This window comes from Arenimonas malthae CC-JY-1, from assembly GCF_000747075.1.
In the GTDB taxonomy this organism is placed as follows: domain Bacteria; phylum Pseudomonadota; class Gammaproteobacteria; order Xanthomonadales; family Xanthomonadaceae; genus Arenimonas; species Arenimonas malthae.
This window is the reverse complement of the sequence record NZ_AVCH01000007.1, coordinates 1-11,999: the sequence shown is the minus strand read 5'-3', so window position 1 is coordinate 11,999 and position 11,999 is coordinate 1. Positions and strand designations below refer to the sequence as shown.

Below are 11,999 nucleotides of genomic sequence, written 5' to 3'. Positions count from 1 at the left end.
AGAGCACGCGGGCCTGGCCGGGCGCGGTCGGCACGGTGCTGGCCTCGCGCCGCCAGGCGCCGGCGTCGTCCGGCAAGGGGCCGGGATGGCATTGCAGCCCGCCGTCGGGACCTTCCCAGGCCACGCTGCAGCCGAACAGGCCGGCCTGGTCCAGGGCGCCCACCAGCGCCCCGGCCGCCCTGGCCAGGGTGTCGGCCAGCAGGATGGCCATGCCCGGCGCGGCCGGGCCGCGGAACGCCGCGGGCATCACGGGCAGCGGTGCAGGACGGGTACACATGGTCTGTCCTCCTCGCGGGCGGTGGGCGGGGGCGGAATTTCCCCCTGATGCCATTGGGCTCCGTCGCCGCGCCAGCCGCCGGGACGGCCGTCGCAGTTCCGCAAGGCATCCCCCCTGGGGTTAGCAGTCCTGTGAACGGGGTCACGCGCCGGCGCGCATGGGCATCCCGTGGATGCGGGGGCGCCGCCGGGGAAGCCGGATGGCAGACTCCGGGCCATGAATGCAGCCACCCTGGAATGGCTCCTGCGCGGCTTCGGCGTCGCCTGGATCGTCGGCAGCGGCATCGCCTTCCACAAGGCGCGCGAGGCAGCCCTGATCGACAAGTTGCTGGGCGCCCTGTCGGGTACGCCCGAGGATCCGCTGGTCACCCGCTTCCAGTTCGTCGGGTCGGCACTCACGCTCGCCAGCGGCGTCGGCCTGGTGCTCGCCACCGCCTGGGCGCTGGTTCCGCTCGGCCTGCTGGTGGCCTCGCAACTGGTCTATTTCGCGCTGGTGCGGCGCAAGCGGGCCCGCGCGCAAACCCCGGAAACGCGGGAAGAGGCGCGCGTGCAGCCGGCCACCCGGCGGGCATTCTGGCTATCGCTGCTGGTCACGTTCGCCACCGGCGTCGCCGTCTGGCTGGGGCGCTTCAGCGGGTGAAGCGCCGCCGCCCGTTGCAGGCGGCGGCGGGGTCGATCAGAGCGCGTCTTCCCCGGGGGTCAGTTCCATCTCGAGGTTGTCGGCCTCTTCCGCGAGGGCGGCCAGCAGCTTGCGCAGCTGCTCGGGGCTGACGTCGGTGGACAACTTGGCGCCGAAGTACAGGGCATTGCCGGCCACCATCCAGCCGCCGACCTTGTAGTTGGCGTTCTTCTCCAGCAGCGAGCGCATGCGCCCGGCGTCGAGCGTCACGTCGCCGTTCAGCAGCGCGGCCGGCGCGAACGCCGTGTAGTGCGGCATGCCGCTGAATTCGTCGACCTCCGGCGAGACGTACACGAGCTGGGAGCGCTTGTCCTGCTCCCAGTTGACGAGCACCTTGAAGTCGCCGTCCTGGTCGATCTCGAACGGCAGGCCGGTTGCCTTGAGCTTGATCTCGAGGATGGCGTTGCCCGACTCGGCCTGGGCCGACGGCGCGGTGACGGAGACCGCGACAAAGGCCGCGGCGAGCACGGAGGCGAGGCGGAGCGCTTTCATGGTGGTTTACCCGAGGGCTTGGAGGTGGCCCGATTCTCGGCGCCGCCCTTGCGGGCCCACCATCCCGCAACTGCGGGATGGGACGCCGCCTCCGCGCCCCCTAGCCTGTGCAAAGGCCGGCACTTCCTTGCCCGGCGAATTCCGGGGGCGCTATGGAAGGAAGGGGTATCGGCAAGACGGTGGCGGCGCTGGCGGCGGGCATCAGCCTGGCCTGGGCGGGCGCGGCGGCGGCGAGCGCCTTCACCGAAGGCGGGGCGGACCTGTGGAGCGCGCGGGCAGAGCGTTTCGTCCATGCGTTCCGCGACGCGCCCCCGGGCCTGAGCACGCAGGAAGCGCTGGGACAGGCCTGCGAAGGAATCGGCGGCGAAATGTTCAAGTACGGCATGTACAAGACCCAGGTCCCGAACCACGCCTCGCAGGGTTTCCGCCGCCTGTGCGAAGGGATCGACGCGCTCAACGGCCGGGCGCGCGGGCGGGTCAAGATCTGCAAGGAATTCAGGGCCGCGCGCAAGCTCTTCGCCCGCATCGACGCGGAAGAGGCGCCGGCGCGCGTGGTGGAGCTCAACGAGCGCTTCCTGCTCAAGATGATCGACGCCCTGGTGGCCCAGGGCGAACGCGACGGGTGGCCGGGCTGCTGAGCCCCGCGCCGCGCCAGCGCACTCAGGTTCCCGCCACGAGCCCCAGGCGAACGGCTTCGAGCGCGGCTTCCGCGCGGCTGTTGATGTTGAGCTTGCGGTAGATGTTCTTGAGGTGGTCGGAAACGGTGTGGCGGCTGATCTGCAGCCGCTCCGCCAGCTCGGGCAGCCGGCAGCCCTTGCTGACCAGCACCAGCACCTCGCGCTCGCGCGCGGTCAGGGTTTCGAGCTCGTGCGGCGGCGCCGGCCGCGGTGCCTCATTGAAGGCACGCAGCAATCGCTGCGCGATCGCCGGCGACAGCGGCGGCTCGCCGCGCAGGATGCCTTCCAGCGCCGCGCCGAGGCGGTCGGCGGGCTGGTCCTTGAGCAGGTAGCCCTGTGCGCCCGCGCGCAGCGCCGGGAACAGGTGCGCGTCGTCACCGAACAAGGTGGTGACCACGATGGCGCAACCCGGGTGGTGTTGCGCGAGTTGGCGGATCAGGTCGACGCCGCTGCCATCGGGCAGCCCGAGGTCAACCAGCGCCAGGTCGGGCGACATGCCCGCTTCCAGCTGCCGGCGCGCCTCGGCCAGGGTCCCGGCCCGGACCACCTGGATGCCGGGAAAGCGCTGCTCCAGCAGCCGGGCGAGCCAGGCGGCCACGTCGGGCAGGTCCTCCAGGACCAAGGCATGGCCGGGCGGCGTGTTCATGGCCGCATGCTCTCCGGCGCACTGGCCGGTGGCCATCCCGTTACTGCGGGGGTCGTGGCCGGCGGCAAGGGGAAGCGCAGGCACACCTTGGTGCCACCCAGCGTCCCGGCCTGCCAGTGGATGTTGCCCTGCAGCTCGCCGGCCCGCGCCTGCATGCTGCGCGTGCCCCGGCCGCTGCCGATGCGGGCGGCGTCGAAGGCGCCGTCGTCGGTCACTTCGAACACCAGGTCAGCGCCGACGCGTTCCACCACCACCCGCAGGCGGTGCGGCGCCGCATGGCGCAGCGCGTTGGTGATGGCCTCGCGGCCGATGCGGAACAGGTGCATGGCTTGCGCCGGATCGAGCGTCGGATCGGGAAGGTCGGCGCCCTGCCGCCAGTCCAGGGCGATGTCGCGCGTGTCGAGCCGCTGTTCGGCTTCTTCGCGCAGCTGCGCCAGCACCTCCAGCAAGGTGCCTTCCACGCCCCGTTCGCGGGCGAGGATGGCGCGCAGGTCCTGCAGCACTTCGCGCACCAGCTGTTGCTGTTCGGGTTCGCTGACCCGGTGCAGCAGGGTCAGGAGGCGGCTGCCGATGTCGTCGTGCAGGTCGTCGTAGATGCGGCGGCGTTCCGCCTGCAGCGCCTGCGAAAGATCGAGCTGCCGCTGCAGCGCGGCCAGGGGCTCGTCGGCCGCGACTGGCCGGGGGCCCGAACGCCACGGCCACCAACGCCTCATGCCGCGTCCCCCGCGGCGCGCAGGCGCTCGCGGTTCTTGCGCGTGCGGGCATGGTCGGCCCCCAGGTGCGATTCCAGGACGGACTGCGCCTGGCGCAGTTCCCGGCGCGCCTCGGCCGGGCGGCCCGCGCGGGTGAGGATCTCGCCGTAGTTGCTGCGGAAGATGCCGACGTAGGGATGGCCGGCGCCCAGCGCGCCGGTGGCGTCGTCCAGCACGGCGCGCATGGTGGAGATCGCTTCGGCGTGGCTCCCCCGCTTGGACAGCAGCATGGCCAGGTTGCTGCGCGGCGCCAGCCGCTCGGGGTGCACGTCGCCGCCATGCGCGGCCTGCGCCGCCACGATGGCGCGCAGCTGCGCTTCGGCCTCGTCCAGCCGGCCCAGGTCTTCCAGCACGTAGGCACGCTGGTTCAGCGCCATCAGCGTGCGCGGCGCCTCGGCGCCGAAGCGTTCGGTGGTGGCCTGGGCCAGCGCGTCCACCAGCGGCGCGGCCTCTTCCAGCGCCCCGCGCTGGACCAGCAGGGCGGTGAGGTTGTTCAGGGTGACCAGCGTGCCGGGGTGGCGCGGCCCGAGCGCTTCGCGGCGCGCCTCGTAGGTTTCGCGGTAGATGGCCTCGGCCTGCTCGACCCGTCCCAGCCGGTCGAGGATTCCGCCCAGCTGGTTGTAGGAATACAGGGTGAGCGGGTGGTGGTCGCCGAGCGCGGCCCGGCGACGCTGGTGGACGTCGCGCGCCAAGGGTTCGGCGGCGGCGAACTCACCGCGGTACTTGAGCAGGCCGGCGTGGTTGTGGCGGGCGGTGAGGGCATCCGGATCGTCCGGCCCCAGGGCACGGGACGCCCGTTCGTCGGTGCGCGCGGAGAGCTCGTGCGCCTCGTCGATGCGCCCCTGGGTCTCGAGCATCGTGGTCAGCGCGATGCCGGCGAGCACGGCCAGGCGGTCGTCGCCGCGCGCCTCGGCGGATTGCAGGAGGGCGCGAAGCCGCTTCTCGCCTTCGCCGGGGTGCATTTCCGGGTCGATGGCCGCCGCGGCGTTGATGCGGATGGCCTGGGTGTCGAAGGCCTGCTCGCCGCGAAGGCGGGTGGAGAGCGCATCGGCGGTCTCGAGCAGTTCCGCGGCCTGCGCCGGCTCACCCAGGTGCAGCAGCGAGGTGCCCAGCGTGGCCGCCAGCGCCATGCGCGCCTCCGCCGGCAGCCGGGCGGACTGGCTGGCGAAGCCCTGGCGCGTGATGACCAGCCATTCGCGCAGGCTCAGGTCGCTGCCGGCGCCCTGTTCCGGGTCGGACGAATGGAGCATGTCGGCCAGGAAGTCGTTGACCGCGTCGCGCTCGGCCAGGTGCAGTTCGGCGACGCGACGTGCCTCGGCTTCCGCGAGCGCCATGCGGGTGGACAGCACGGTGGCGGCCACGAGCACCAGGGCCGTGGACGCGACGGCCCAGGACAGGGCGCGGTGGCGGCGGACGAACAGGCGCAGGACGCGCCCGATGCCGGCGGGCGCGGCCTCCACCGGACGGCCCTGCGTCCAGCGGCGCAGTTCGTCGGCCAGCTCGGCGGCTGAACCGTAGCGGTCGCCGGGGTCGGGGGCGATGGCCTTCATCACCACGGTTTCCAGGTCGCCCCGCGCCGCCGGCGCGATGCGGCCCAGCGGCGTCGGGGCGTGCGACGCGACGATCTTCAGCGCCGCCACCACCGAGGTGGCCGTCCCCAGGCCGGGGTGTGGCAGCACGCCACCGATCAGCTCGTAGGCGATCGCACCCAGCGCGTACACGTCCCAGCGCGGATCGCTGCGCGTGCCGCCGTCGAGCTGTTCCGGGCTCATGTAGGGCAGGGTGCCGAGCACCGCGCCGGCGCGGGTGACGCGCGTGAGGTCGCCGCGCTCGATGGCCGTGGCGATGCCGAAGTCGATGATGCGCGGCTGGTCCTGCGCGTCGACGAGGATGTTGGACGGCTTGAGGTCGCGGTGGATGACGCCGCGGGTGTGGGCGAAGTGCACCGCCCGGCACAGCGCCTCGAGCAGGTCCACCCGCTGCCGCAGTGGCTGGTTGGCCGCGGCCCAGGCGTCGAGCGGGCGGCCGTCGACGTATTCCATCGCCAGCCAGGGCACGGGCCCGGAAGGGCCCTCGACCGCGCCCGATTCGTACAGGCGGGCGATGCCGGGGTGTTCGAGCATCGCCAGCAGTTCGGCCTCGTGGCGGAAGCGGGCGGCCAGCTCGGGGCTGGCGAGGCTGCCATTGAGGATCTTCAGCGCCACCCGGCGCCTGGGCTGGGCCTGGTCCGCCAGCCAGACCGTGCCGTGGCTGCCTTCGCCCAACAGTGACAATCGCCGGAAGGGGCCGAAAACGGCGCCTTCCTGCACTTTTTCCCCGTCGCCCATGGCCTCCCCCGGCCCCCTCCGGTGCTTCGCCGATTGTAGGAGAAATCGGGAAACCGGCGCTGCCGCCGGCGCCGGCGAATCCACCCTGACCCGGCCGCCACGCCCCCGGCTGCTATAATTCCGAGTCTTTGCTCGAGTCCCGGAAAGCCGTCGCCATGTCCGTCATTCCCCACACCCTGATCCCGCTCGACCGCGAGTACGACCTCGAGTCCAAGTACACCCGCGAGGAGGGCCGGATCTACCTGTCCGGCGTGCAGGCGCTGGTGCGCCTGCCGCTGATGCAGCAGATGCGCGATCGCGCCGCCGGCATCAACACCGCCGGCTTCATCTCGGGCTACCGCGGCTCGCCGCTGGGCGGCTTCGACCTCGAGCTCTGGAAGGCGCGCAAGCACCTCAAGGCCAGCAGCATCGAGTTCACCCCGGGCCTGAACGAGGACCTGGGCGCGACCATGGTCTGGGGCAGCCAGCAGACCAACCTGTTCCCGGGCGCCAAGTACGACGGCGTGTTTTCCATGTGGTACGGCAAGGGTCCCGGCGTGGACCGCTGCGGCGACGTGTTCAAGCACGGCAACGCCGCCGGCACCTCGGCCCTGGGCGGCGTGCTGGCCCTGGCCGCCGACGACCACGCCTGCCGCTCGTCCACCCTGCCGCACGGCTCCGAGGGCGAGTTCGAAAGCGCCATGATGCCGGTGCTCAACCCGGCCGGCGTGCAGGACATCCTGGACATGGGCCTGTTGGGCTGGGCCATGAGCCGCTACACGGGCCGCTGGATCGGCTTCAAGACCATCGCCGAAACCGTGGAATCCTCGGCTTCGGTGAACGTGAACCCGCACCAGCTCGACATCGTCCTGCCCACCGACTTCGAACTGCCGCCGGGCGGCCTCAACATCCGCTGGCCGGACCCGCCGCTGGACCAGGAAATGCGCCTGCACCAGTACGCGGTGAAGGCCGCGCAGGCCTTCGCGCGCGCCAACCACATCGACAAGGTGATCATCGATTCGCCCAAGGCGCGCCTGGGCATCGTCACCACCGGCAAGAGCTACCTGGACGTGCTGCAGGCGCTGGAATACCTGGGCATCGACCGCAAGGTGGCCGAGGACATCGGCATCCGCGTCTACAAGGTGGGCATGACCTGGCCGCTGGAGCCGCTGGGCATCCGCGAGTTCGCCCGCGGCCTGGAGGACATCATCGTCGTCGAGGAGAAGCGCAGCTTCGTCGAGCGGCAGATGAAGGAATACATGTACAACTGGGAGCATGGCCAGCGCCCGAGCATCGTCGGCAAGTACGACGAAGCCGAGAACTGGGTGCTGCCGAGCACCAACGAACTGACCCCGGCGCGCATCGCCCGCGTCATCGCGGCGCGCGTGCAGCGCTTCTTCCAGTCCGAGGCGATGGACAACCGCCTCAAGTGGATCGCCGCCAAGGAAAAGGAGCTGGCCGCGCCGCGCGCCAACTTCCCGCGCGTGCCGCACTACTGCTCGGGCTGCCCGCACAACACCTCCACGGTGGTGCCGGAAGGCTCGCGCGCGCTCGGCGGCATCGGTTGCCACTACATGGTGACCTGGATGGACCGCAAGACCGACACCTTCACCCACATGGGCGGCGAAGGCGTCACCTGGAGCGGCCAGGCGCCGTTCACCGAGGAAAAGCACGTCTTCCAGAACCTGGGCGACGGCACCTATTTCCACTCCGGATCGCTGGCCATCCGCCAGTCGATCGCCGCGAAGGTGAACATCACCTACAAGATCCTCTACAACGACGCCGTGGCCATGACCGGCGGCCAGCCGGTGGACGGCACGCTCACCGTGCCCGACATCGCCCACCAGGTGCGCAGCGAGGGCGTGAAGACCATCGTCGTGCTTTCGGACGACATCGAGAAGTGGAGCGACAAGTCCATCTTCCCGAACGGCGTGGAGTTCTACGACCGCGCCGAGCTCGACGCGCAGCAGAAGCGCCTGCGCGAGGTGCCGGGCACCACCGTGATCATCTACGACCAGACCTGCGCGGCCGAGAAGCGCCGTCGCCGCAAGCGCGGCAAGATGCCGGACCCGGCCAAGCGCACCGCCATCAATTCGCTGGTCTGCGAAGGCTGCGGCGACTGCGGCGTGAAGTCGAACTGCGTGAGCGTGCTGCCCAAGGAAACCGAATTCGGCCGCAAGCGCGAGATCGACCAGAGCAACTGCAACAAGGACTTCAGCTGCGTGAAGGGCTTCTGCCCCAGCTTCGTCACCATCAAGGGCGGCGGGCTGCGCAAGCGCAAGGGCACGGGCAACAAGGACCTGCTGGCCAACCTGCCGGAACCGCAGGTGCGCGGCACGCTCGAGCAGCCCTGGAACATCCTGATCACCGGCGTCGGCGGCACCGGCGTGGTGACCATCGGCGCGCTGCTGGGCATGGCCGCGCACCTGGAGCACAAGGGCGCGAGCGTGCTCGACCAGACCGGCCTGGCCCAGAAGGGCGGCGCCGTCACCACGCACGTGCGCATCGCGAAGAGCCCGGCCGACATCCACGCCGTGCGCATCGCCGCCGGCGAAGCCGACCTGGTGCTGGGCTGCGACATGGTGGTGGTGAACGACTACTGGGCGCTGTCGAAGATCCGCGCCGACCGCACCGAGGTGGTCATCAACGACTACCAGGCCATGCCGGGCCCCTTCACCCGCATGCCGGACATGCAGTTCCCGGCGGCCGGCATCGTCGACGCCATCCGCACCGCGCTCGGCGGCCGCGAGCCGCTGCAGGTGGCCGCCACCGACATCGCCACCGCGCTGATGGGCGACGCCATCGCCACCAACCTGTTCATGCTGGGCGTGGCCTGGCAGCGCGGCCTGGTGCCGATCAGCTTCGATGCGCTGATGCGCGCCATCGAGCTCAACGGCGCCGCCATCGAGATGAACAAGACCGCCTTCGCCTGGGGCCGCCTGGCCGCGATCAACCCGCAGGCCGTGCTCGAGGCCGCCGGCCTGGCCGAGCCCGCGCCCGGCACGCCGGTGGCCGTGGCCACCCTCGACGACGAAGTCATCAGCCAGTCGCTCGACGAGCTGATCGAGCGCCGCGTGAAGTTCCTCACCGACTACCAGGACAAGGCCTACGCCGGCCGCTACGTGGCCCTGGTGGACAAGGTGCGCCAGGCCGAGGCGCGCAAGGCGCCGGGCTCCACCGAGCTCACCGCCGCCGTGGCGCGCTACTACTTCAAGCTCATGGCCTACAAGGACGAGTACGAAGTGGCGCGCCTGTACACCTCGGGCGAGTTCCGCAAGCGCATCGAGCAGCAGTTCGAGGGCGACTACAAGATCTACTTCAACCTGGCCCCGCCGCTGTTCGCCAAACGCGACGCCGACGGCCACCTGGTGAAGCAGGAGTTCGGCCCGTGGATGTTCACGGCGTTCAAGCTGCTGGCCAAGCTGAAGTTCCTGCGCGGCGGCGCGCTGGACATCTTCGGCCGCACGGAGGAGCGCCGCATGGAGCGCCAGCTGATCACCGACTACGCGAAGACGGTGGAGGAACTGCTGGCCACGCTCGACGGCGGCAACGTGGGCCTGGCCGCGGAAATCGCCGCGGTGCCGGAACACATCCGCGGCTACGGCCACGTCAAGGAAGCGCACTTCGCCAAGGCCAAGGCCCGCGAAGCCGAGCTGCTGGCACGCTGGCGCAACCCGCAGGCGCCCGCCCGGGCGGCCTGACCCGGAAACGAAGAAGCCCCGGCCAGTGCCGGGGCTTCTTCTTTGCGCCAATGCGAAACGATCAGTCGGCGCGGATCGGCACGATGGTGATCTCGACGCGGCGGTTCTCGGCGCGGCCGGCCTCGGTGTTGTTGCTGGCCACCGGGTGGGCTTCGCCGGCACCCACCACCATCAGGCGCTGGCCGCTGACGCCGCGCGAGATGACGTAGTCGGCCACCGCCTGCGCGCGACGTTCGGACAGGCGCTGGTTGTAGGCGTCGCTGCCCACGCTGTCGGTGTGGCCGGCCACCTCGATGATGGTCTGGTCGTATTCCTTGAGCGTTTCGGCGACGCGGTCGAGCACGCCGTAGGCGCTTCGGTTGAGGCTGGCGCTGTCGAAGCCGAAGGTGATGGCCTCGGGCATGTCCAGGGTGATGTTGTCGCCCTGGCGCACGACCTCGACGCCGCTGTCGCGCAGGCTTTCGCGCAGTTCGCGTTCCTGGTTGTCCTGGTAGCGGCCGATGGCACCGCCGGCCAGCGCGCCGACGCCCACGCCGACCAGGGCGCGCTGCCGCCGCTCGGTGGCATCGTCGCCGCTGAGCAGGCCGGCGACCGCGCCGACGGCCGCGCCGATCAGGGCGCCGCGCTGGGTGCGGCTCATGCCTTCTTCGTCCTCGGGCGCGGGGGTATTGGCCTGGTAGCCGCCGGTGCTCTGGCAACCGGCGAGCAGGGCGAACGAGAGCGCAACGGCGAGGCTTGAACGGATGCGGGTGGTCATGGGGCAGTCCTCCTTGGGAGGGCGATGCAGGTTTGCCAGAGCAGCATGCGCCCTCGAAGTCCCGCCACGAACCGTGCCAACCCGCCCCGTTCAGTTTCAGTCGACGCGGGCCACCGCGAAGCGGTCCAGCGCCCTTTCGGCCTGGCCGCGCTCGTGGTCGGACAGGCGCCGGGCCACGGCGCGGTACCGCTCGACCAAGGCCGCGTCGGCCGGCATCACCGCCGCCAGCGCCTTCAGCGCCTGGCCGGTTTCATAGCCCGACCCCATGCGCGCGAGCGAGGCCAGCACGCCGTCGGCGACCGCGATGTCCACCGGGCCCGCGTCCAACAGGTGCTGCAGCGCCTGCCGGTGTTCGTAGTCCGAGGCGATGCCTTCGACCACGCGCAGGTACGCGGCCAGCGCGGCGGCGTTGCCGCGGGTGGCAGGCGCGGCGGCCGACAGCAACTGGCGGGCCTCGTAGTCGCTGCCCAGGTTCGTCGCGCTCTCCAGCGCCAGCGACACCGCGGCCGGCGAACCGTTTTCCAGCAGCGCCACCAGCACGCGGCGCTGCTCGTAGTCGCTGGCGATACCGTCGAGCACGCTGCGCCAGGCGGCGAGCACTGGCCCTTCCAGCGTTTGCGAGCCGGCCAGCGCCACCAGCAGCTGCGCCTGCTCGTAGTCGGAGGCAATGCCGGTGGCGGCCGACAGCAGCCTGGCCTGGTGCGCCGGCGACAGCGTGCGGCCGGCCAGGCCGCCCTCGAGCGCGCGGCGCAGTTCGTAGTCGGAGCCGATCTTGCCGGCGATGGCGAGCGCGCGGTCGAGCTGGGCGTCGTCGAGCGTGGCTTCGGCGAACAGCACCGCCAGGTAGCGGCCGCGCGAATAGCCGCTTTCGATGCGGTCGATCTCGGCCAGCAACGCGCCGGGGCCACCGGCGGCGAGCAGGCGCTTGCCGCGTGCCTCGGCCTGCATGCCGGTTTCGCGCATCACGTGCGGCAGGGTGCGGGCCAGCCAGGCGCGGGCGTCGGCGTCGAAGGCGTGGGCCTTGCCGTCGAGCTCGAAGCGGTGCTCGAGTTGGCCGCCGACGTTCTCCACTTCCAGCGAACGGGTGGTGCCGCCGCGCTTTTCGAACAAAGCGAAGGTGGCGCCCTGGGCCATGGCGCTGATGCCGCTGTCGTCGGGCGCGAAGCCAACGTCGCCGCTGACCTGCAGCTTCAGGCGTTCGCCCTTGACGGCGTTGCTGTACTCCCAGGTGTCGCGGCCGTTGAAGCTGACGTGGCGGCTGCCGTGCAGCAGGCCGCTCGCGAAGGCTTCGCTGGCGACGCTGGTGATGGCCAGGCCCGGCAGGGCGATGGCGGCGGCGATGGCGAGCACCAGCGCGCCGCGGCGCAGGGCGGTGGGGATGGGTCGGTTCACGGGGGTGTCCTCCAGCAGGTTTTGGACGCGGCGGACCACGGGGCCGGTGTCGTCGGCCATGGCCACCGCCAGGGTGGGAGTGCCGGCGCGGTCGCCGGCGTGGGAAAGGCAGGTGGCCAGGCATTCGGCCAGCGGGCGGCCGCTGCCGCAGAGTTCGGCGGCGCGGGCGTCGCAGGCGTCTTCGGCCAGCGCTTCGAGCCGGCGCAGCGCGTGCCGGGCCAGCGGGTGCAGCACCAGCGGCAGGGCGGCCAGGCGCTGGGCGAGGCGCCAGGCGGGGTCCTTGCGCTGCACGTGGGCCAGTTCGTGCGCCAGCAGCGCGCG

The 11,999-nt window shown here is 71.4% G+C and carries 10 protein-coding genes; 3 read left to right on the top strand and 7 right to left on the bottom strand.

The window, feature by feature from the left end:
• Positions 1-277 (bottom strand): hypothetical protein (locus N790_RS01380; protein ID WP_156969874.1); only part of this gene is annotated, 277 nt, incomplete at its 3' end.
• 216 nt (positions 278-493) lie between these two features.
• Here N790_RS01380 and N790_RS01375 point away from each other — a divergent pair.
• Positions 494-916: a hypothetical protein gene (locus N790_RS01375; protein ID WP_043799910.1), complete on the top strand. Its 423-nt coding sequence runs from the start codon at positions 494-496 to the stop codon at positions 914-916.
• 36 nt (positions 917-952) lie between these two features.
• Here the strand turns inward: N790_RS01375 and N790_RS01370 are convergent, their stop codons facing one another.
• Positions 953-1,447 carry a hypothetical protein gene (locus tag N790_RS01370; protein ID WP_043799908.1) on the bottom strand — a complete coding sequence of 165 codons (495 nt, stop codon included), beginning with the start codon at positions 1,445-1,447 and terminating at the stop codon, positions 953-955.
• A 152-nt stretch (positions 1,448-1,599) separates the two neighbouring features.
• On the opposite strand from N790_RS01370, the gene N790_RS01365 reads away from it, so the two are divergent.
• Complete coding sequence (locus tag N790_RS01365) at positions 1,600-2,085, top strand: hypothetical protein (protein ID WP_043799907.1); 486 nt, start codon at positions 1,600-1,602, stop codon at positions 2,083-2,085.
• A 22-nt stretch (positions 2,086-2,107) separates the two neighbouring features.
• On the opposite strand, the gene N790_RS01360 is transcribed toward N790_RS01365, so the two are convergent.
• From N790_RS01360 to N790_RS01350, 3 genes are read right to left on the bottom strand one after another with little or no spacing between them, the layout of a single operon-like run.
• Complete coding sequence (locus N790_RS01360; RefSeq protein WP_043799905.1) at positions 2,108-2,770, bottom strand: response regulator; 663 nt, start codon at positions 2,768-2,770, stop codon at positions 2,108-2,110.
• Positions 2,767-3,483, bottom strand: coding sequence for a sensor histidine kinase (locus N790_RS01355; protein WP_052385579.1), 717 nt, complete (start codon positions 3,481-3,483; stop codon positions 2,767-2,769). The genes N790_RS01360 and N790_RS01355 overlap by 4 nt, the downstream gene beginning before the upstream one ends.
• Positions 3,480-5,849 (bottom strand): serine/threonine-protein kinase, encoded by a 2,370-nt coding sequence (locus N790_RS01350; RefSeq protein WP_043799904.1) that lies wholly within the window; start codon positions 5,847-5,849, stop codon positions 3,480-3,482. The genes N790_RS01355 and N790_RS01350 overlap by 4 nt, the downstream gene beginning before the upstream one ends.
• Positions 5,850-6,004: 155 nt before the next feature.
• Between N790_RS01350 and N790_RS01345 the strand changes: the two genes are divergently transcribed.
• Positions 6,005-9,529, top strand: a complete 3,525-nt coding sequence (locus N790_RS01345) for an indolepyruvate ferredoxin oxidoreductase family protein (RefSeq protein WP_043799913.1) — start codon at positions 6,005-6,007, stop codon at positions 9,527-9,529.
• A 61-nt stretch (positions 9,530-9,590) separates the two neighbouring features.
• On the opposite strand, the gene N790_RS01340 is transcribed toward N790_RS01345, so the two are convergent.
• Together N790_RS01340 and N790_RS16230 are read right to left on the bottom strand one after the other, a co-directional pair.
• Entirely contained in the window at positions 9,591-10,286 is a 696-nt protein-coding gene (locus N790_RS01340) for a YiaD family glycine zipper/OmpA-like lipoprotein (RefSeq protein WP_043799903.1), read from the bottom strand.
• A 96-nt stretch (positions 10,287-10,382) separates the two neighbouring features.
• A partial coding sequence (locus tag N790_RS16230; RefSeq protein ID WP_043799902.1) for a M56 family metallopeptidase occupies positions 10,383-11,999 on the bottom strand: 1,617 nt, incomplete at its 5' end.